The organism is Pseudomonadota bacterium (genome assembly GCA_026388315.1).
GTDB lineage: Bacteria > Desulfobacterota > Syntrophorhabdia > Syntrophorhabdales > Syntrophorhabdaceae > MWEV01.
Genome location: JAPLKA010000024.1, coordinates 53,713 through 75,766, shown reverse-complemented (window position 1 = coordinate 75,766; position 22,054 = coordinate 53,713). Strand labels below are relative to the sequence as shown.

At 42.0% G+C, this 22,054-nt stretch carries 20 protein-coding genes and 2 pseudogenes; 14 read left to right on the top strand and 8 right to left on the bottom strand.

The window, feature by feature from the left end:
* The first annotated feature begins 255 nt into the window (after positions 1-255).
* The 7 genes and pseudogenes from NTX75_02500 (at position 256) to NTX75_02470 (ending at position 9,504) form a co-directional block, all read left to right on the top strand.
* The gene (locus NTX75_02500; GenBank protein MCX5815098.1) at positions 256-1,491 is read left to right on the top strand and encodes an EAL domain-containing protein; all 1,236 of its coding nucleotides are present in this window, start codon (positions 256-258) and stop codon (positions 1,489-1,491) included.
* A gap of 64 nt (positions 1,492-1,555) precedes the next feature.
* Positions 1,556-3,394, top strand: coding sequence for a methyl-accepting chemotaxis protein (locus NTX75_02495; GenBank protein MCX5815097.1), 1,839 nt, complete (start codon positions 1,556-1,558; stop codon positions 3,392-3,394).
* A 298-nt stretch (positions 3,395-3,692) separates the two neighbouring features.
* On the top strand, positions 3,693-4,640 hold the full coding sequence (locus NTX75_02490; protein MCX5815096.1) for a PAS domain S-box protein: 948 nt from the start codon (positions 3,693-3,695) through the stop codon (positions 4,638-4,640).
* Positions 4,610-4,783 (top strand): annotated as a pseudogene (locus NTX75_02485) (chemotaxis response regulator protein-glutamate methylesterase). The gene NTX75_02490 and the pseudogene NTX75_02485 overlap by 31 nt, the downstream one beginning before the upstream one ends.
* 235 nt (positions 4,784-5,018) lie before the next feature.
* Positions 5,019-6,689, top strand: coding sequence for a methyl-accepting chemotaxis protein (locus NTX75_02480; protein ID MCX5815095.1), 1,671 nt, complete (start codon positions 5,019-5,021; stop codon positions 6,687-6,689).
* 53 nt (positions 6,690-6,742) lie between these two features.
* A complete protein-coding gene (locus tag NTX75_02475; GenBank protein ID MCX5815094.1) occupies positions 6,743-7,549 on the top strand; it encodes an HDOD domain-containing protein in 807 nt (268 codons plus the stop codon).
* Positions 7,549-9,504 (top strand): response regulator, encoded by a 1,956-nt coding sequence (locus NTX75_02470; GenBank protein MCX5815093.1) that lies wholly within the window; start codon positions 7,549-7,551, stop codon positions 9,502-9,504. The genes NTX75_02475 and NTX75_02470 overlap by 1 nt, the downstream gene beginning before the upstream one ends.
* Positions 9,505-9,552: 48 nt before the next feature.
* Here NTX75_02470 and NTX75_02465 read toward each other — a convergent pair whose 3' ends face one another.
* The 8 genes from NTX75_02465 to NTX75_02430 form a co-directional block, all read right to left on the bottom strand.
* Positions 9,553-10,260 carry a flagellar motor protein MotB gene (locus tag NTX75_02465; GenBank protein MCX5815092.1) on the bottom strand — a complete coding sequence of 236 codons (708 nt, stop codon included), beginning with the start codon at positions 10,258-10,260 and terminating at the stop codon, positions 9,553-9,555.
* Positions 10,260-11,024, bottom strand: a complete 765-nt coding sequence (locus NTX75_02460) for a flagellar motor protein (protein ID MCX5815091.1) — start codon at positions 11,022-11,024, stop codon at positions 10,260-10,262. Before NTX75_02460 ends, NTX75_02465 begins: the two co-directional genes overlap by 1 nt.
* Before the next feature lie 7 nt (positions 11,025-11,031).
* Positions 11,032-11,610 (bottom strand): PilZ domain-containing protein, encoded by a 579-nt coding sequence (locus tag NTX75_02455; protein ID MCX5815090.1) that lies wholly within the window; start codon positions 11,608-11,610, stop codon positions 11,032-11,034.
* Entirely contained in the window at positions 11,597-13,078 is a 1,482-nt protein-coding gene (locus tag NTX75_02450) for a response regulator (protein ID MCX5815089.1), read from the bottom strand. Before NTX75_02450 ends, NTX75_02455 begins: the two co-directional genes overlap by 14 nt.
* Positions 13,079-13,081: 3 nt before the next feature.
* Positions 13,082-13,651, bottom strand: a complete 570-nt coding sequence (locus NTX75_02445) for a response regulator (GenBank protein ID MCX5815088.1) — start codon at positions 13,649-13,651, stop codon at positions 13,082-13,084.
* Positions 13,623-13,862, bottom strand: a complete 240-nt coding sequence (locus NTX75_02440; GenBank protein MCX5815087.1) for a hypothetical protein — start codon at positions 13,860-13,862, stop codon at positions 13,623-13,625. Before NTX75_02440 ends, NTX75_02445 begins: the two co-directional genes overlap by 29 nt.
* 51 nt (positions 13,863-13,913) lie before the next feature.
* Positions 13,914-14,237, bottom strand: coding sequence for a hypothetical protein (locus tag NTX75_02435; protein MCX5815086.1), 324 nt, complete (start codon positions 14,235-14,237; stop codon positions 13,914-13,916).
* Positions 14,238-14,398: 161 nt separating this feature from the next.
* Positions 14,399-15,319, bottom strand: coding sequence for a hypothetical protein (locus tag NTX75_02430; GenBank protein MCX5815085.1), 921 nt, complete (start codon positions 15,317-15,319; stop codon positions 14,399-14,401).
* Positions 15,320-15,541: 222 nt separating this feature from the next.
* On the opposite strand from NTX75_02430, the pseudogene NTX75_02425 reads away from it, so the two are divergent.
* From NTX75_02425 to NTX75_02395, 7 genes and pseudogenes are all read left to right on the top strand, one after another.
* Positions 15,542-15,769, top strand: a pseudogene (locus tag NTX75_02425) (type II toxin-antitoxin system HicA family toxin).
* Positions 15,770-16,674: 905 nt separating this feature from the next.
* The gene (locus NTX75_02420; GenBank protein ID MCX5815084.1) at positions 16,675-17,427 is read left to right on the top strand and encodes a transketolase; all 753 of its coding nucleotides are present in this window, start codon (positions 16,675-16,677) and stop codon (positions 17,425-17,427) included.
* Positions 17,424-18,317, top strand: coding sequence for a hypothetical protein (locus tag NTX75_02415; protein MCX5815083.1), 894 nt, complete (start codon positions 17,424-17,426; stop codon positions 18,315-18,317). The genes NTX75_02420 and NTX75_02415 overlap by 4 nt, the downstream gene beginning before the upstream one ends.
* Positions 18,304-19,338, top strand: a complete 1,035-nt coding sequence (locus NTX75_02410) for an NAD-dependent epimerase/dehydratase family protein (protein MCX5815082.1) — start codon at positions 18,304-18,306, stop codon at positions 19,336-19,338. Before NTX75_02415 ends, NTX75_02410 begins: the two co-directional genes overlap by 14 nt.
* Positions 19,339-19,347: 9 nt before the next feature.
* Positions 19,348-20,277, top strand: a complete 930-nt coding sequence (locus NTX75_02405) for a hypothetical protein (protein MCX5815081.1) — start codon at positions 19,348-19,350, stop codon at positions 20,275-20,277.
* A gap of 20 nt (positions 20,278-20,297) precedes the next feature.
* Positions 20,298-21,065 carry a crotonobetainyl-CoA--carnitine CoA-transferase gene (locus NTX75_02400; GenBank protein ID MCX5815080.1) on the top strand — a complete coding sequence of 256 codons (768 nt, stop codon included), beginning with the start codon at positions 20,298-20,300 and terminating at the stop codon, positions 21,063-21,065.
* Positions 21,066-21,102: 37 nt separating this feature from the next.
* A complete protein-coding gene (locus NTX75_02395; GenBank protein ID MCX5815079.1) occupies positions 21,103-22,029 on the top strand; it encodes an NAD(P)-dependent oxidoreductase in 927 nt (308 codons plus the stop codon).
* Positions 22,030-22,054 lie beyond the last annotated feature (25 nt).

The window sequence follows — 22,054 nt, the reverse complement described above, 5'->3', positions numbered from 1 at the left end:
GGTTTAGTACTGTTCATTCACGTGGGCCTCTCCAAAAATTGCTGCTACAGCACATATCTTGTTATTATGCCCTATAGCATAATATCCTTATGAAGTTAAGAAAAAAACCTCTATTTCAGACATGAGGGTACCCTGCACCCCTTGCGTCAATCATTTAAGAGAGATTGATGAAAGGGAATGTAAAACTTAGGGGGATAAATTCTCTTGTATTGTCTTTTTCAACCATGATATTCTTCCCGATGTATGTAATTGATTATGCATGAGAATATAATAAGCGATGCATTTGTCGGCAGACAGCCAATCCTGAACAAACAGAACAGGATTGTGGCGTACGAACTCCTGTTCAGGAGCGGTGACATGCTATCCGCACAGGTAACTGACAGCGCGAGGGCAACAGCAAGTGTCATAGCCAATGCACTCAACAATGTTGGTATCAAGCAGCTTATTGGAGATCAAAGGTGTTTCGTAAACGTTGATGCCGATATCCTTGATAGCCCCGTGATAGATTTGATGCCAAAAGGCTCTACTGTCTTTGAAATACTCGAAACAGTAATGATTACAGACAAGGTGGTGAAACTCTGTAAAAAATTGAAAGAAGATGGCTACCAGTTTGCCCTTGACGATTTTATCATTGAAAACCCCTTTCATTCCATCATCGAGCTTATAAGCTACGTCAAGGTAGACCTGATGGCCTGTGGCAGGGAAAAACTTGGAGAGATCTGTGAGGTGATGAGACACTATCCTGTGAAGCTTCTCGCAGAAAAGGTAGAAACAAAAGAGGATTTTGAATATTGTCTGGACCTCGGTTATGAATTATTCCAGGGTTACTTTTTCGCAAAACCATCGGTCATCAAAGCCAAGAGGCTCTCACCAGCTCATTTAGCCCTGATAGAGTTGTACAGGGGGCTTTCACGGGATGAAGAATATTCATTCCTGGAAAGGATCTTTAAAAAGTATGCTGGATTGAATGTTATGCTCCTGAAATACATCAATTCTGCTGCATTTTACACAGGGCAGAAAATAAGCTCCATCCCGCAGGCACTCATGATGCTTGGTACCCGAAACCTCCAGAAGTGGGTTACTTTGCTTCTCTTTGCTGGCGAGTCAGCGGATATCAAGACAAATCCACTCTTAGAGCGTGCTGCGATGCGGGGAAGATTAATGGAGCTTATCGTACTTAAGGTTACAGGCAACGCGGCGACTGCTGGAGGCGCCTTTATGGCAGGGCTCTTTTCCCTTATCGATGTCCTTTTTCAAAGGCCCCTCGAGGAGGTCTTGCGGGAGTTCGACCTTTCCCTGGAGATCTCGGATGCCCTTCTAAAGAAAGAAGGGCTTCTGGGTACTGCATTGATTATCATAGAGAAGTTGGAACAGCAGTCATTTGATGAGTTGAACGATCTGTTATCAAAGATTGGCCTTAAGCTGTATGACCTTTTGTCAATGGAAACACGGGCAATTACGGAATTCGAACAACCAGTGCAGAGTCCCTGAAATGAATTGACATTACTTATAAGTCCGCTTAAGTTTTCTCACATAAATCCGAAAATACATATAGATGAAGAAATTTACCCTACCGATTGCCCCTACGGACAGTAACGACGTGATTTTCAAAAATAAAGAACATGATTTTGCAGGCATGATCAAACAATATGCAGAAGAACTTAAAGCGCTGAACAGATCAACTGAGAATGATTTTCTTTCCATAGGCGCCGGTATGAACGGTGTCTTTTCAAGGGCAACGAAGATTTCGAGAACAGCGAACTCATCCGTTGAACTGATCACAAGCGATAAAGTTTCAGAGGACACAGAAAGACTTCACAGTGCATTTGAAATGATTAAGGAACGTCTTCAATATTCCGAACTTAAATTGAATAACAGTTCCACAGTATTGCAGAAGATGCTGGATATCGGCAAAAATACGAACGTGCCCTTAGACATTTTTAAAAGAATAGTTAAACATCTTCGTGTCCTCAGTGTTGCAACAAAAATAGAGAATGCTCGTCTTGCGAGTAGTGATAACAGTTTTAATATCCTGGCAGATGACATAGAAAAGCTGTCTGTTGTCATAGATTCAAAGACGGCGGATATCCATAAAGGTCTTTCACTGTTGCAGGAAGAGGTGCGGCAGGTTCTTTACAGGATGTTTTCTTATAAGGATTCGAAGAATGAAATAACACATGCCGTGCTCGATAGCATCACAGCAGACCTTCAAATGTTATCTGAAAAGCGTATTCAGTCGTCCGGAGTTGTTCAGCGTTTAGCCATACAGTCTGAGCAGGTTTCGTCTGATATATCGGAGGTGGTATCATCATTGCAAGTTCACGATATCACCCGCCAGCAGATAGAGCATGTGACTGATATATTTGATGAGGTCTGCCTTGCAGCAACTAATGAAGACAGCAATGGAAACGTATGTATATATGCAATACGAGATATTGGCGAGCTTCAGATCCAACAGCTTGAAAATGCAAAAAACGAATTTATATCAGCCGTTAACAGGATTATTGAAAGTCTTGGAGGTCTGACAAACCGTGTTTTAGAAATGTCAGAAGAGGTAGCAAAACTAAACAACGTTGCCGGTGGAGGCAGCACTTCTTTTATGTCCGAACTTGGTCGTTCCATATCCACCATAACAACTTCTTTTAATAAAAATAAGGAATTGGATAATGAGCTATCGGATGCTGTGCGTTCGGTATCCGACACAATCCGCGAGCTTTCTGTGTTTGTTAATGATATTGAAGAGATCGGGTCAGAAATTGAACTGATCGCAATAAACGCACAGATAAAGGCAGCACATGCGGGGGAAAAAGGCGCAGCGCTCAGCGTACTTGCCGAAGCCATAAGGACATTGTCGTACAGCGCCAGAGGTCAGACATTGGCGATTACCGCAATACTGAAAAGTATCAGTGACGCCGCACGGGAGCTTGAGAAAGATGGTAGCGGCACAGATAGTGAAAACTACGGAAAAACAGAAGACATAACGGGTATTATGGAGGGCCTGCATGTTTCGCTCGATCAAACAAATCATAGCCTTCTCCTGTTGCTGCATAGTCTTGAAGGTGAAACCAAAGATCTTTCGAACGCCATAGGGTTTTTAATTAACAGTGTAACCGCCCATACAAGGGCTGATGAAATTATAAGCAGCATTACCGGTGGCTTGCAAGAACTGGTTGCATATGCCAGGGAAACCCTGCCATGTAATGGTGAAGGCGTGGAAATGGATTATATAAAGCAGCTTGTCAGCAAGTACACTATGCATCAGGAGCGGCAAATACACAGATCATATTTTGGCCAGGATGTACCCGGCAAGCCGTGCCTTTCGAAAAAATTGGAGAAACATGGCGTAACAGCGGTCGATTCTAAAGATTTTGGAGACAACGTTGAGCTATTTTAACATGAGGTGAGATGCTCGAGGAAATTTTGGCAATGACATAGTGTCTTTTTAGAACCTTTTCAACGTTCATGAAACACAAAAGTGAATCTTCTAAAGCGAAGCCCCTTCTGAGCTAACACACTTTAGTTTCAGAAAGAAAAAGGAAGTTTGTCACTACCCCCCCCGACTAATTCTTTTTCATATAAGGGACTTCGCTCCCCCCCCAATAGTGCTTTTCTTTAGCCGGATATATTCTATAATAATGAATAAAAATAAATTCTTTGGAGGAACGGGGTGTCTATTTTAAGGAACACAATCCATGAGTGATGAAGGGAAAATAAAGGAGCAATCTATTAATGACGTGCGGAAAAGTGAAAACAGTTTTCATGCCCTTTTTAATCTCCCGCTAATCGGCATCGCCATTGTGTCACCTGATATGCAATGGCTTGAAGTAAACGACAGATTCTGCGAAATGGTAGGATATTCACGGGAAGAGCTTTTAAAAACAACCTGGGCCGATCTTACACCGAAAGAGGATTTAGGACATGAATTAAATGAATATTACAATTGGATGCATTCAGAGGAAATTGCAGGCTATGTGCCAGAGAAACATTATATCAGAAAAGATGGCGCAATTATCGACGTAGCTATTTCAGCTAACCCTGTAAAAAAAGACGATGGTTCTATCGATTATCTTATTGCCTTGATCCAGGATATTACGGAACGGAAACAGGCGGAAGAATCCCTCTACAAAAGTGAGGAGAAATACCGCAGCATCTTCAATAATGCTATCAAAGGCATCTTTCAGACAACCCTGGAAGGCAGGTATCTCAGTGTCAACTCCTCTTTCGCAAGGATGTTCGGTTTTACATCCCCCGAGGAGGTAACAAAAAGCATCATCGATATAGGGCACCAGGTCTATGTGAACCCGGAGGACAGGGAAAGAGTGAAGCACCTCCTCACCGAGCATGGTGTTGTTGAGGGAATTGAAGCCCAGGTGTACCGGAAAGACGGGAGCACATTCTGGATATCCATCAATGCCCATACCGTTCGCGATCCTGATGGCACTATACTCTATTATGAAGGGACAAATGAAGATATCACCGAACGAAGGCGTGCGGAAGAGCTGTTAAAAGAAAGCGAGAATAAGTTTCACCTGCTCTTCGAAAAATCTCTGGATCCTGTGTTTTTGATTTATGAAGATAAGTTTATCGATTGCAACGAGGCGGCCGTGAGAATGACGGGGCAAAGGGGATGCTGGAGATGAAGGAGGCAGGCGCATACAACATCGCCCAGGATGAAGCCTCCTGTGTTGTCTTCGGCATGCCCAAGGAGGCAATAAAGCTGAATGCGGTGAATAAGGTGGTTCCACTTGAAGAGATCGCACGGCTTGTTGTGAATTATGGATAAAGGCTATGCCGTCACGCATGCATCGCTGGGGCTTTTTCGTGAGAAAGCATTTCAATTTAAAGTATGACATCTGTTTTCCTGCTATCAGACTGTAAAGATTTGAGCACAAAACATCAGTTATTTGTATACAACTACTTAAGTTATTTTTTTATTGAACGATAATAAAATAAGGACTGCAATACTTTATAAAGATATCAATAAATTTGGATAAGTAGTAAAAAAGGGGTTAGTCGGAGTGAAAAGTCTCAGCCTTAGAAAAAAGTTTACAATTTTCAGTTCCATTGTTGTCATAGTAAGTATCGTTGTAACTGCTTTTACGTGTTTGTGGCAGGTAAGGGGCGATATGTCAAGACAAGCTGGCGTTGCTCTCGACGAAGAAGTGAAGGTATTCTGGGAACTACTTCTCTCTAAAGACGGCGGATTGTCGAATAGCACATCCAGTTTAGAAGAGAGGATAAAAGCAACCAATATCAGCATTCAGGATAACAAGCTTCTAATGGGTTTTTATGGGCTTAATGATGACGCCCAACTTGTTGACAAAATGGGAGAGGTATTTCGGGGATCGGCGGGCATCTACATGAATGATACGCTTATTTCCACCAATATGGTAAATAAAGATGGGAAACGAATTACCGGAATGAAACTTTCAGCTCCCGTTTGCGATATGGTTATTAAAAACGGAAAACCTTTTCGCGGCACACTGGATATTGATGGAATTAGCTACTTCACTGCTTATGAGCCGTTAAAAAACAAGGAAGGGCTGGTTATCGGGGCACTTTATATCGGAATACCAAAGAGCCACTACTTTGCCGCCTTTAATCGTATTGTGCTTGTTATATGTGGTATATCCGTAATATTAATTCTCTTAACAAGCCTGTTTATATACACCTACACCAAAAGGACATTGGGTCCCTTGAAGTATCTCGTCAAGTCAGCCAATAAGCTTGCTGAAGGGGATCTGAGTATGGAGATAATTGTAGAGAGACAGGATGAGGTGGGTCAACTTCTTGGTGCCATGAAAAATATGATTGAGAGATGGAGAGAGGTTGTAAAGGATGTCCAGTCGGCGTCTCAGGGCTTTGCAGCAAAAGGTCAGGAGCTGAATGAGAGTGCAGGACAAATGTCTCACAGGGCGAAAGACCAGGCAACAAGATCTACCCAGGTAGCAGCTTCAGCCGAAGAGACATCAAGAACCGTTGCAGATGTTGCCAAAAATGTAGGTTCTATTGCGACTTATACAGCAGATACCGTGACTGTTGCCAAGGGTGGCGAAGAAATAGTCCGCAAGGCAGTTGCAGAAGTACAGGAGATTGCCAGTACCGTTGAAGGGCTTGGAAGACTTATTGTATCTCTCGGCGATCGTTCCAAACACATAGGTAACATTATTGGTGTTATTGACGATATAGCAGATCAGACGAACCTTCTTGCGCTGAATGCCGCTATTGAGGCAGCTCGTGCCGGTGAACAGGGGAGGGGGTTTGCCGTTGTTGCTGACGAAGTCCGCAAACTCGCGGAGAGGACAGCAAAGGCAACGTCAGAAATAGGTGAGACAATTAAAGCTATTCAGGAAGAAATGACCGGGGCCGTTAATTCAATGAAAGGCGTTTCCGAGAAGGTCGGCACAGGTGTAACGTTCTCGGCACAGTCAGGAGATGCCCTTACAGCGATTGTAACCAAGGCCAACGAACTCGAACTTATGGTGGAACAGATCGCTTCTGCCACAGAGCAAATGTCATCGACCACGGAAACGATAGCAAAAGACATTGAAGAAATTGCACTTATTTCGGAAGAAACTTCGAAGTCTTCGGAAGAAACTAATGGGATAGCTAACAGATTATTAGAACTCTCTATGGAATTACAGAAAACAGTGAGCGGATTCAGGTTTTCTTCCCAAGAAATAACATGATCAGATATGACTAATGCTTCTATGAAAAGAGCGTATCTCAAATTGGACATCTTATGGTAAGGCAAACACTAATAAATAGAGCCGCTGCACTTAAAATTATTCCATCACTGCAGGGTATTGTTGATACTGTAATCAAGATTCTCAATGACTCAAACTCTTCTGCCAAGGGTTTGAGTGATGTTATAAGGTATGACCTTTCTTTATCCTCCAAGATAATAAGCATTGCGAATTCAGCCTATTACAACCGGGGTGTTGAAATCTTCAGTCTTCCGCAGGCAATAATTAACATCGGCTTTCAGGAAACAAAAAGCATTATTGTTTGCCTGTTGTTCATGGAAAACATCAGAAAAACACTTAAGCTCAGGGATGAGGACCTGCTAACTTTCTGGAAACATTCCATATATGTGGCATGTTCAGCAAAGGTTCTGTCAGAAAAAACATTAGCAGAAGAGCCACAAAAGGTATATATATCATCGCTGCTTCATGACATCGGCAAAATTGTGTTTTACGCTGAGGTGGATAATTACAATTCAATAGTGTGTGGGGCAAATACAAATGGCAATTCACTCAACAAAATTGAGAACAATATATTCGGCATCGACCATCAGGAAATTGGACATATTATTGCAATGAAATGGAAACTTCCAGAGGCAATATCTCACGTCATCAGGTATCACCATGAGCAGCAACCCTTCGAAGAAGAATACAAACATCTTGTGAAGATTACGCAGACAGCAGACAGGTTCCTTCTCAACCCCGATTATCATGCAGACCCGGAAAGCCTTATCTTATTAAAAGAAAAAGAAAATATTGAAAGGGAAATTAAAAAACATATGGAGGTTTTAAATATCAATTGTTGATGATAACCGATAAACTCATATCTGAAGCGATAAGTTATCAATGGGATTTTTACGAAAGGACAGTAAATAATTATTCTGTTATAATGCGCCTGCTGCAGTGCTTAGAGAAAGAAAAAAATTTTATTACTCATGGCCCTGAAATACTTGTAGAAGAAATGCTCTTTGAGGTCTGCAGGGTTTCAATAAACAACGGCGATGCCGGCAAATACGGGTTCTTCAGCATTGAAAATTCTGATGATAATCTTGATTCAGATGTAGTTAATACTATGTGTGCCGGTGCCATGTCCCCTTCTCTCCTCAATAATGTCTTTGGTTACGGCATTCTCTATGTGTACCCGCTGAAAAATAAAATGGATATTGTCGGTTACCTGATGTTAGGGAAAAGACTACACAAGACATTTGACGAACCTTTTCTCAGAGAATTGAGAATGATATGCGATGTATTTAATAAATTGCTCTTTCTCCCCCAAAAGACACTTTCGCCAGTAGAAAGCAAAACCCATAGCATGCTCTATGAAAAAATGCTGGACGAGTTTCCTGATCCACTGTTTTTATTGGACAGAAATGGTACCATCTGCTATGCGAATAAAAAGGCTGAGGATGAATTTAAAAGCGAGAAGAACCATTTAGTTGGTGAAAAATTCAGCAATATCTTTAATGGCCTTGATAACGACCTCATTACAACTGAGAAACCGCTTGATGGAAAAGTTGAGTATCTTAAGGGTCATGAATATAAAGTGTTCAATATGAGATGCTCTCCGTTGAAGGGAGAACACCCGGAAGATGGGCATATGAAATGTGTTATTTTACGCGATATCCTTGAGGAAAATATTGAGAATCAACAAACACTACAGAAGGGGAAAGTGGAAAGTCTCAGCCTTCTTGCCAGTGGCATTGCGCATGACTTCAATAATCTCTTAACCGGCATACTTGGATATGCCTCTCTCATGAAAAATTTTCTCAAACATGATGATAAATTATTAAAATATACGACAGCCATAGAAAATTCTGCTCAAGGGGCTGCAAAACTCACCCAGCGTCTTTTAAGCTTTTCAAGAAGGCAGGCGAGACGGGTTGGTATCGTGGACGTTAATGCCATACTTAATGATTTAGTTTTCCTGATCGAGGTAAGCTATAAAGATATTGAAGTTAATAAGCGCCTGTGTGAGGAGCTCCCTCCAACCCAAGGAGATGAGGCAGAGATGCAGAACGCATTACTTAACATCTTTATCAACGCAAAAGATGCAATGAACGGAGCGGGTCAATTGAACGTAATCACTGAACGCAAATATACGCAAGACGGGAGAGGATTTGTTGTTATCGAAATCAAGGATTCAGGACCGGGAATGACCGAAGAACTCAAAAAAAGGATCTTTGAACCCTATTTCAGCACAAAGACAAAAGATAATAATGTGGGGATGGGCCTTTATCTTGTGAGGAAGACGATCAATGATCATGGGGGGTTCATAGAGGTTGACAGTGAAGAGGGAAAGGGGACAGCATTTATTATTTATCTCCCCCTAAATATATTAAGAACAGAAAACGAAGTATCAAAAGAAGGTGTGACAAAAAACCACATTAAAGCAGGATCACGGATTCTTATTGTCGATGATGAAGATGTTATACGGGAATTTCTTAAGGGTGTACTTACCGGGGAAGGAGTGCAGGTTATTGAAGCAAGAAACGGTATTGAAGCAATCAATATCTTTAAAGAATCTCATCATACCATAGATCTTGTGATCCTTGATATGATAATGCCTGGGATGAAGGGCAATGAAGTTCTTAAAGAAATGAGAAAGATACGCAAAGATATAAAAATTATCATAGCGAGCGGCTTTATGAGCGAACGCCAGAGGCAATCACTCAAAGAACATCACGTAGATGCATTCCTCGACAAACCATTCAGAGACGAAGGTTTAATCCAAGCAATCTGCATGTCGGGTTTATCCGGTTAGCTTGCGGTATGCTTATTCTGCGGCCTGTTTGTTGTTGTCTGTTTGTTATTAATATTTGGTGTTCTCGATAATGATCTCTACTCTTCTATTTAATGCCCTGTTTTCAGGGGTATCGTTGTTGATTATCGGTCGGTATTCAGCATAGCCGGTTGCAGATATCCTCTCAGGTGGTATTGGTCCTTTTTCAATAAGGTATCTTACAACCTCCGTAGCCCTTCTCACCGAAAGCTCCCAGTTGGACTTAAATTCCCCCTTGCTGATAGGTGTATTGTCTGTGTGACCTTCAATTCTGATATGGTTTTTTATCTCTTTCATAGTAGGGACAATTTTATCGAGGGCATTTTTTGCACCCTGTTTCAGATCAGCCTTCCCTTCATCATAAAACGCCTTATCCATTATCCTGATAACAACACCTCTTGCATCTGTAAAGATAAAAATACTATTTTTTAAGCTATTTTCACCGGATATTTCTTTAAGCTCATTCTTGAGCTTTTCCTTTATTGCCTCTGTTGAGTTTGCATTGGACGGCGATTCTAAGGGAGATGCACCCATTGCTTTCCCTTGTTGCAAGAGACCTGAACCGCCTGAAAAAATGGCCTTAAGATGAGCCGACACTTCATCATATTTCTGTGCATCTTGTTTTGAGAATGTGTACATCATGATAAAAAAGGCAAGCAATAAAGTGATGAGGTCTGCGTATGTAAGAAGCCATCTTTCGAGATTTTCACGCTCGTCGTTGTTGTTTTTTTTCCTCATTAAATATCACCACTTCTCTTATTGGGAAGTAAAAATGACATGAGCTTCATCCGTATGACCCTTGGATTATCTCCCATGGAGAGGCAGATAACACCTTCACAAATGATATCAAGATGAAGCGCCTCGTATTGATGTTTAGCCTTGAGTTTATCTGATATAGGCAAATAAATAATATTTGCAAGCGCAACACCCCAGAGCGTGGCGATAAAGGCTGTCGCTATTGATGATGCCATGCCTGCGCTGTTTTCCATATTCCCTAATGCATGAATCAAGCCGAGAACGGTACCGATTATACCAAAGGTGGGAGAAAAACCCCCCAATTTCTGAAAAAATGCTGCCCCAACCTTATGCCTCTCTTCAATATATGCCATTTCTATCTCAAGTATCTCTCTAATCTTGTTCGTTTCAAATCCGTCAACGGAGAGCTGCACCGCCTTCTTCAGAAAAGAATCCTTAATTTTAGGAAGCTCATTTTCAAGACTCAAAAGACCATTTTTCCGGGATTTATAGGCAAGATCACAGATAAGGTCGATAAGTTGTTGGGAATTTAGCTTCCTATCGGAGAGGACAATGCCTATTAATTTTGGTAAGCTTTTTAACTCGGCGAAAGGGATAGTAACAATGGCTGCACCAAATGTTCCACAGATTACTAAAATCATAGCCGGCGCCTGGATTAATGAAGAGAGGTGTCCACCTTCCATCAAAAAAGAGGCAATCACTGCACCAATCCCAACGGTAAGCCCTAATAATGTCGTTATATCCATTACACCATCAACCTGTAGACTCTTTTTTATGGCGTAACATTTCCCTCTCTTTCATAAAGATGTAATTAATAAGGAGATCCTTGTCGTTATCGTTGATAACAAGGAAACCCAATGCAACCTCCCAGAACTGTTTATCATCTTTCTTGCGCGTTTCACTTCTCAAAACACGACACAATGTTGTAATTTTTAAATGGGGATATATCGGTAATACAACTTTTATCTCAACGTATTCCCCTTCTTTCATTTCAATATCAGAAACAAACCCGATACCTGAACCACTTATATCGACTTTAAGATATTTTGTAATATAAGGCCCGGTATCCGTTGTTTCGCTTAAATAATCGAGCATTATATCCAGTTTCTTATCAATAACCTGGAGATAGGTGTAGAGCTGCTCCTTTTCCTTCTCTTCATTTGTTACTATTCCTTTTAAAAACTGTATTTCCTTCAGGTCTCCTGCAGTTTTTGCGGAGCTGAATCTGACTGTATCTTCTATCGCCATAAATTCATCATGAGTGATTATCCTCAATCTTATTGAAAGCCGATCCTCAATCCTGAAATATTCTCTTTTTTCAGTCTCTGTCATCTGTGTCATTCTCCATCATCGTAATAAAGCATTCGACTATCGAAGGATCGAACTGACTGTTTGCGCATCTTTTGATTTCATTTAAAGCATCCTGCCTTTTCATCGCATTCCTGTATGGCCTATTTGTGGTCATGGCATCGAAGGTATCACATACGGCAATGACTCGTGAGCTGACGGGTATGTCTTCTTTGGATAACGCGTCCGGATAGCCCTTGCCGTCATATCTTTCGTGATGACTTCTTATTACTTTTGATTCCCTGGCGAGGATTACGAACCTGCTAAGAATCTCTTCACCAAAAATGGAGTGACTTTTCATTATTTGATATTCTTCTTCTGTAAGCACCCCCGGTTTAAGCAGTATCGAGTCAGGTATGCCTATCTTGCCGAGGTCATGGACAGGTCCCACAAATCTAATGACATCCCTTTCATAGCCAGCCAGCCCCATTTTTTCTGCTAAAAGCAGACTCGTATCAGTAACCCTTTTGCAATGGCTTTCCGTGTATGAATCCCTTTTGTTAATTGCCTCTATAAGAGATGTAAGGGTCTGAAAGACATTTTCAAAAAGGCTCTCATATAAAATTCTATTTTCAATCTGTGTGGATGCCTTCTCTCCTATGAGTTTCAGGAAAAATACGTCGCTGTCGTGGTAGTAGTTGTTTATTTCTGATCCATTTCTTTTTCTCTCAACCATTACAAAACCTATGTATTCGTCCTTGATCATGATAGGTAGAAACAACTGATTGTCTCTGATCAGGCATTTTTTTGGGGTATGCAAATGTTGGAGAAATTCTTCCGAAAGGAATGTTTTACTGTCAACTGCAACACCATTGCTCCCCCTTTTTTCTTTGTAGAGAATAGGTTCCTTGCTGCAGCTATCAAAAAAATAGAATCTGCAAAGCCTTACATCCAGTACATCGAAAATAATATCAAGCATCTTTTCGTATATATCATCGTAGATATTGAGTGAGTTGAACCGGTTCGATATGTTATACGTCATCGTCAGTTCCTTGATCTTTCCCTGTAGTTCTCTGTTCAGGAGTTCAATCTTTTTTTTGTCCTCTAAGCTTTTGTAGATATGTTCATTTTCAATCAACAAAGACCTTTCCCGTAATGTCCTCAGCATAACAAGGATCAACTTATCGAGCTCAAATGGTTTCAGCAAAAAATCAGATGCCCCTTTTTTCATGGCTTCTATGATAGCATTATGGTCGTTATAGCCGGACATCATTATTACTGCAACAGTCTGGTTCTCTATTTTTATTGTATCGAGAAGCTCAATGCCGTTTATATCAGGCAGTTTCACATCGAGTATCGCTACGTCAATATTTTCTTTGCCGATAAGTTCTATCGCTTTTTTACCTGTTGGGGCTGTGTAGACGTTGCAATCATTTAATAAAAAAAAGTCGGAGAGGATGCATGTTATATCGTTATTATCATCAACAATCAGGATGTTTGTCCCTTCGATCATGGCTTAATCCTTAGCGTTTTCATCAATCATCAAACGTTTTTTCGTCAGCTTTTCCAGAAACTTTATTTTATCGACAAGTTTTTCAGTATCATAACCCTGCTCTACATTTTTCAGCTCCGGGATATCCTTATCGTTTTGCTTGTATCTTTCTATTTCAGAATAAAACATTTTCAATTTTCCCAGTAGCTCTTCGTTAGCTCTTTTGAGGATAATCTTCTCTTTGGCGTTTTTTATCGCAACCTTTAGTTCTTCCATTCTGAAAGGCTTAACGATGTAATCAAAGGCGCCGATTTTTACTGCTTCTATTGCGGTATCAACAGATGCATATCCTGTGATAATAATGAATTCCGTTATATCAGTCTTTTGTTTAATGAGTTTTATCAGTTCTATACCGGATAGTTCCGGCATTTTTAAATCTGTAACGATAATGTCATAGGGGTTTGTGTTGTATTTTTCTAATGCCTCTCTCCCATTGCTTACCCCTTCGACCAGACAATCGTTATCACTAAGATATTCCTGAACAATTTCTCTGATCTCTGCATTGTCATCCACTATAAGTAGTCGAAATAACATATCCTTCTTCATCATGCCCCTTAAATCTTTCCGACATCTGCTCCCCTATTCTTTCAAATAACATTCTTTTTGCGTCTTCTGATATCATTACCTGATCCTCGTGCACAACGCTGCCATTCGTCGGCTCTTTTTCGTCGGCCTTCGCTTTAGCCTTCATACTCATTGTGTAACTTTTTATAACACTACTAATCTGGAAATCAGATATTGTCATTCCATCACCTATTATCGTTATCGGATAATATTTTTAAAACTTAAGTAAAATTTAGCCCTCTTTATCAAAAAAAACAGGCATAGGCGGGAAAGGGTATTTGGGCGAGTACCGCCTTGCTGCCCTTTTGCTTTGCGAGAGATTGTCCATCTCTTTGAAAAGCCTGCTTCTCTCCTTCTCCAGGCGTTCCATGAGTCGCGTTTCCTTTTCAATACAACTCTTTATTACCTCTTCATCCAGGTGCATATCTTCCTGCATTACCTGCATTCTCTCTTTTTCACGTGTCATAAGAATCTCGATGAACGCATCAGCATCGGCCTCATCCAGGGCCTTCAAGGTTAGATCAATGAAATTCCGCATGTGTTCCAAACTCATCATACGCCCTTTGATATTTTTATCGCCGTTATTGAAACTTTATACCGAGTTGTATTCATTTGCACATCGAGGCGACGACGACGAGCCGACGAAGGCGTACTTGTAGTACGTCGAGGAATGCGAGGAGGAGACAACAAAGAGGGGCGGATGAAGGCGACTCGGTATTATTCATTGTTGCCATCCGTCGGGGATAATTGCAAAAATCCCTGCAGGCTGTATGAACCCTCGATGAGCACCTTAACGGTATTCAATTTGCTTTCAAGGGCTTCCGCCTGCTCTTTGAATGATTTATCCAGAAGCGCTTGTGCCTTGTCGGTGCCGTTTCCACGACCCCATTGCGTCTTTTCCGATACAGCATACATCAGTGCACCTGCATTAATCAGAAGATGAATTCTTTCATAGAGTGTGTCGCAAACATTTTTTAAAACATTTACCGTGTCATTAACATTGGCATTCATACGGTATTCGAGTGACTGTTTATTGACGCTTAAAAGACCATTCTTTTCAAGAAAAATACCAATCTTCGCAACCGCTTCACTCACTGAATCATCGGAACCAAGAAGGACAACATTAATAATATCCTTTTTTATCCCGGATAGCTCTATCGTCTGTCTATGGGAGACATCCGGCTGTTCGCGCATGCCTGCAACCTCTTTATCGATATCCGAAAGCACCTGATTGATGCTATCGACAAGCAAGATTACCCCCTCTGTGACCATCTTTCCGTTGAGGACAACCCCCTCTGTGACCATCTTTCCGTTGAGGACAGCACCCTGTTTATCGTTTGCGTTTGAATCAGACAGGACATCGGCCAGGTCACTCGTCATGCCCTTGGGCGAGACGCCCGTCTCCATCGATGTATCCCCGGACGCCGGTTGTCCACCGGGGGCATTGCCGCCAAGGGAGTTCAGAAGAGAGGTGATCTTATCCAGGAGACGCGAAAGAGGCGAGAGTTGGGACATGTCATCTGCAGAGCGTTGTCCGGGTAGGGCGGAAACCGTTACCTGGCTGGTATTTGTTGTTACTCTGGCAGATTTTTGACACATACACCGGAAAAACATCTTTAGACTGACGGGGTCAAGCATATACCGCCTCCTTCAGACATCTTCAGCACAAATGATACAATGCCGAACAGTAGCTGCAATAGCTTGTTCATATTATCGCACCGGAATGAAATTACTTAAATCCTGCACAAAGCAAATCGCGGAACATGTCGAGAGGGCTGGAAGAAACTGAACCGGACCGATAGAACAGGAACGCGAAATTGGTAGGCGACATTGTCATGAAAAAATAAATTCACAACGGATATGTCCATTTATGAAGGGTATGCATTCCGGGAAACGGCTGATTACACCCCTGCTATCAAAAGGATACTTCTGTAAAACAACCGTCACTTTGAAAGGCAGGGCGGCGGTGACCATGAGATATGATATAGTACTATGACAAACCGTCGTTTTCCTGTAGATAGTAAAATCAAGTCGCGCCACACGGCTAATGGAATTTTAAAGCAGGCCGACCGACCGAAGCAGTTCTAACGGGCCTTCATCCATGTGCTATCATACTTTTTATTTTGCCATAGAAAACAGTGTTGTAAGCCCTGAAAACAGACCTGCCCTGTGCAACGCATTTGTATTTCGCTGACACACGGGTATCTTTTGGACTATAATATATGAATATTAAGTACTTAACGTGGTCCGACCCCAGGGATACTCTTGTAGACTTAACCGCCCCTACCTCGCAGAAGCTCAAGGATCGCCGCCTCAAACCCGTCGATAAAGCCATATTACCACTACCTGCGGATTCCCCGCGACGCTCAACCCCATTTTACAAAACCAATTGGTTCCCGTTTTTCAGCACCCGGTTGCTCCAATCTTGAACGTTACACATTGAACCTAAGGATGCCACATGTCAATCAACTTACCGAATGCATATTTTAGGCAAAACTTTTTTGTTATCTGAGTACTATAATCAGAGTCATAGTCTCATGCATTTTGTCATCTTATTGACGGCGGCGTTAGAGATGCCACCTGATAATCTTTCTGTTGTAGGTATCAATAATGGCAAAGAGATACATCTTGTTTTGTGATCAGACACGCAAAATATGCCTGGAGCATTTGTTTCAATACCTGGAAGCAAGCTTAATACAAAGAGTATAATTATCTGACAATGGTCTTTCCTACATGGCATTGAATTTGCAACATCTTCCATGATGTACCGTCTAAAAACAGAGAATTGTCTTGCACAATATAGCAGGTGTGCTAAAAAACAGTTTCAGATGTGGAACATCATGTATAAACAGGAAGAAAAACAGAGGTTCGTGTAATATGGCACAGCATAATATCGAGGTTCCTTAATGTCTCATGAAAATAGTCCTTCAGTTTCCTTTAAACATTTGCAAATCGAGTATGATAACGCAGCACTTCGGCTCAAAATGAATAGAATGAAACGATCCATTATAACAATGTCAGCCGATGCCGGCGAAGGACACATCCCAAGCGCATTATCTATTCTCGATATACTTTGGGTGCTTTACGACGGAGTTCTTCATATTGATCCGATTCATCCCGGCAATCCTGATCGAGATAGGTTTATACTGAGTAAGGGTCATGGCACTCTCGGATTGTATACCATCCTTGCTGAGAAAGGCTTTTTCCCCTATGCCGATCTGGATACCTTTGCGAGCTACGAAAGTGCCTTTGGCGGGCACCCCGACTGTAATAAAATAGCTGGCATTGAAGCATCAACAGGATCCCTCGGGCACGGTTTCCCCATGGCTATCGGTATTGCCCTGGGTCTTAAGATACAGAAAAAAAATTGCAAGGTTTTTACCCTTATTGGTGACGGTGAGTGCAATGAGGGAACCATATGGGAATCTGCGCTCTTAGCAGCACACCATAGATTATCGAATTTATGTTGTATCATCGATTATAACCATTCAACCGACAGGGCATTACAAGTTGGCGATCTTTCGAAAAAATTTCGCGCCTTCGGGTGGGAAAGCGCCATTATTAATGGACATAACCATGAAGAAATATACCGTGCGCTGACGAAGGCTCATAAAAAACGGCCCGCCGCAATCATTGCCGAAACCATTAAAGGATATGGTTGCAAAACGATGGAAAATAATCCGGAATGGCATCACAAGTCACCGAACAAAGAGGAACTCGATGGAATTTTAGAGGGACTTTCATGAGCATGCGGAAACAGTTTACGGATACGATAGAAAACATTTTAATGCAGGATGATCGCTTGGTGCTGCTGCTCGGTGATATCGGTGTTTTTGGCTTTCGAAAGGCTTTTGAACAATATCCGGACCGTGTTTACAATATCGGGATTCTCGAGCAGTCTACCATCAGCCTTGCTGCTGGCCTGGCGAAAACAGATCTTATACCTCTTGTCCATACAATTGCACCGTTTTTAATCGAGAGGAGTCTGGAACAATTAAAAATCGACTTTTGCTATCAGGGGCTTGGTGGAAACTTCGTAAGTGTTGGGGCCTCTTATGATTATGCGGCATTAGGGTGTACACACCACTGTCCTGGCGACATTTCGCTATTAAAAACAATTCCAGGAATGAATATTATCGTACCCGGTAGCGACAGAGATTTCGATGTACTGTTTCGAGCTGCATATTCTGGACACAATCCGAACTATTTCAGATTGACGGAGAAGGGGCACGCTCTGGACGTCCCTGTCACTTTTAGCCGAGGGACGAAGATTCGTGAAGGGAGAGACGGAACTGTTGTTGCAATCGGGCCGATGTTGGAAAGGGTTGTGAATGCATGCATTAATGTGAATGTGACAATATTGTATTACACAACATTGTCCCCTTTCGATGCTGCATTACTCTCTTCCACATTCCAAAAAGGAAAGATCGCCGTCGTCGAGCCATTCTATGAAGGAACGATGAGCCATGATATTGTGTCTTCCCTCCAAGGGAAATCAATAAATATGTTGTCAGTTGGCGTGCCCAGAAAATTTCTGATAAATTATGGATTGGCTTCTGAACAAGATGTTGCTTGCGGATTAGATGTTGCAGGCATCAAGACAAGGTTAGAGGGTTTTTTTAATGCTAAAATGTGACGTATTAGCATCGGACGGCAAAAACTGTTCGCTTGATGTTGCAATAGATCAATTAGAGAACAGGACAGTGCTTCTTACTGGTGCATCAGGTCTCATCGGGACGCATTTCCTTTACGCTTTGCACTATCTTCAGACAGTATTGTGCGTAAACGTAAAAGTAATTGCGATTGTGAACAGAGGTATCCCTGAACACCTTACCAGCCTATCAAATGCCAATGCGATCCAATTTATCCAGGGTAATTTGGCAAAGGAAGCCTTCGTTTGCAACCTTCCACCAGCCGACCTGATCGTTCATGCAGCAACCTATGGTCAACCCGGTATGTTCATGGATTATCCGGAGATAACCATAAAACTAAACACATACGTTACCTCCGTTTTATTGGAAAAAATGCTCAAAAAAAACGGGAATTTTTTATTCATCAGCAGCAGTGAAGTGTATAGCGGTTTAACGACTACGCCGTTTTCAGAAACGCAAATGGGATCGACAACGCCTGATCATCCGCGAGCATGCTATATAGAGGCAAAACGATGCGGAGAAGCTGTGGTTAATGTGTATCGCAATAAAGGTTGTTCTGCCACATCCGCAAGATTGAGTCTGGCGTACGGACCTGGGACAAGGCGTGGAGATAGGCGAGTCATCAATAATTTTGTAGAAAAAGCCCTTTTACAAAAAGAGATCGCATTATTGGACAATGGGGGAGCCAAGCGCACGTATTGCTACGTGTCGGATGCAGTTAATATGATGTTGCGCATACTTTTGGAGGGAAAAGAATCTGTGTACAATGTCGGAGGGGTTTCGAGTGTGACAATTGCTGATCTTGCCCGGCTTGTGGGAAAAATCGTCAATGTGAATGTGATTTTCCCTCATCACGGAGGCGGCGGTGACTCATGTGCTCCAGAAGTTGTGCAACTGGACATCGCCAGATATACTTCTGAATTTGGAGAGAGAGAATTTGTAGGATTAGAAACAGGTGTGAAAAACATTATCGAATGGCAAAAAAATCTATACAGTGTGGAGTGATTATCGTACATGATTAATGTCCATAATATCTTGCCGGAAGATGTTGAACAAATCATTGGTGAGCCGCTGCCGAACTTTTTGCAGAATCGCTGTCGGACGGCTCTCTTACAGTACCAATCTCTTACTCCTGAAGAGCGTGACGGTTACATTCTGAATGTCGTTCGAGATTTATTGCACCTTGACATGCCCTCAGCAGGGAAAGACCGGCTCAGCGACTGGGAGCGAGGTTGGCAGGAAAACCTTGATTTGGTCATGCGTGATCCTAAACGCTTGGCATTAATACCGAAATACTACGGCAAGCACACATTCTCGCGTTGGAAACAACAAATTATTCGTCCCATCTCGCAAAATTTTGATTATCACATCCTTGCGTTGTTTGTTGATTGGGCGTTGTATTCCTACGGAAGAAATGCGAAAGCTATCTATGAATTTGGATGCGGTCCAGCCTATCATCTGCTTCGCGCGCGCGTGATTAACTCCACGGCACGTTTGATCGGTCTTGATTGGACGAACACATCCCAGAATATTATTCAATGTGTTGCGGATGCTGGAATTGAAACGAACATCGAAGGACGACAGTTCAATTTCTTTGAGCCGGATGAATCTTTAGAGGTTCAATTGGGAAGCTGCATCTATACCGTCGCAGCACTTGAGCAGCTTGGTGATCAATTCGAACCATTTCTTCAATTCTTGATTCGAAAACGACCCGATATATGCTTACATTTTGAACCGATCGAAGAGCTCCTCGACATACATTCGCTGATAGATGGCCTGTCGATCCTCTATTTTCGGAAAAGGAACTATCTTTATGGATTTCTCACACGCTTACGCGAGCTTGAAGCGCAAGGAAGCATTACCATTATTCGACAACAACGAATCTACACGGGTTCATACTACATCGAAGGGCACTCGTTAGTGGTCTGGAAACCCAACAAATAGCCGTGCGAAGGACGATAGCTATGAAAACGAAAACGACAGTAAGTCACAACACAATAACATTCGGCGAGAACAAAGATGTGGACAACCGCAAAGAGTTGAATACGCTTCTTAGATCGTGTCCGATTCCGGAAAAAGAATTTCTATCGAATCTTGGTCTCTTTTTGACGCCTCAAACTCTGTCAAGAATTCTCTTCATGGATTTTTTATATCGACGGGCACTTGAAGTGCAAGGGATTTTGGTAGAGTTCGGATGCAGGTGGGGACAAAATCTTGTGCTATGGACTTCATTTCGTGGGATCTACGAACCATTCAATCGGTTGCGCAAGGTTGTTGGATTTGATACGTTTGAAGGTTTTCTTCCAGCTTCAGAAGCGGACGGAAAGCATCCGGCGGTAGTACCGCATAACTATGGAGTTACTCCAAACTACGCAAATTATTTGGATACAGTTCTCATACAACAAGAAATGGAAAGTCCACTTTCATATATGAAGAAATTTGAACTCGTAAAAGGTGATGTCCGTGCTACTGTGCCTGACTACTTCGTGCAAAACCCTGAGTCAATTATCTCACTCGCATATTTCGATATGGATCTTTATGAACCAACATTATCCTGCTTGCATGCAATCCGTGATCGTATCACCCGCGGAACAGTGCTTGGCTTCGACGAGCTGAATGAACATGCGTTTCCGGGTGAGACACTTGCGGTCAAGGAGGTGTTGGGACTTCGGAATTATGCAATTAAAAGATATCCGAATTATGTACGTGGTTCATATATAATTATTGATTAAGAATGACGAATAAACCTATACATAGGGGAGGTCATACATGAAACAATCACGCATACTTGTGACGGGCGGGGCAGGCTACAAAGGCATCGTACTTGTTACGAAGCTCTTGGAGCGTGGCCATAAGGTAACTATCCTTGATAATTTTATGTTCGGTTATGGCTCCATTTTGCATATTGTTTCTCATCCGAACCTAACGATTATGCCGATGGATATTCGAAATCTCAATCATGAGGCTGTCAAAGGGTACGATACGATCTATCATTTGGCTGGAATTAGTGGTATGCCTGCTTGTGCTGCCAACCCCAATTCTGCCGAGATGATTAACATTGATGCCTCGCGTCGCTTGGTAACATTGCTGTCTGATGAGCAGCTTCTAATATATGCCTCTACCACCTCATTTTATGGCGCTTCAGGGACAGAATGTGATGAAAATACTCCGGTGCAGCCAGTGAGCATTTATGGTCGTACGAAATATGAAGCAGAACGTAGCATCATGCAGAGAAAAAATTCAATTGCGCTTCGATTTGCGACTGTTTTTGGCCTTAGCCCCAAAATGCGGGACGACTTGATGGTCAATGACTTTTGCTACAAAGCAGTACATGATCGGTCTGTGGTGCTCTTTGCTGCACAATCAAAAAGAACTTTTGTGCATATCGAGGATGCAATCAACGGATATCTCTTTGCGTTGGATCATGCAGACAAAATGAAAGGGCAAGTTTTCAATGTAGGCGACGAACAATTGAACTTTTCCAAAGCGGACATTGCAAAAGCAATAAATCAATATATTGCTCATGAGATTATAGACTCTTCATTACCGGATATTGATGTACGCAATTTTCTCGTTTCATTCAAGAAAATCCGCGATCTCGGCTTTAAGGCTCAAAAAACACTTGACGAAGGGATTCGTGAATTAGTGAAGTTGTATAAATTCTATACGATCTATTCACCGTATCGAGTTATTTAAGTAGGCACCAGCAAAATATCGTCGA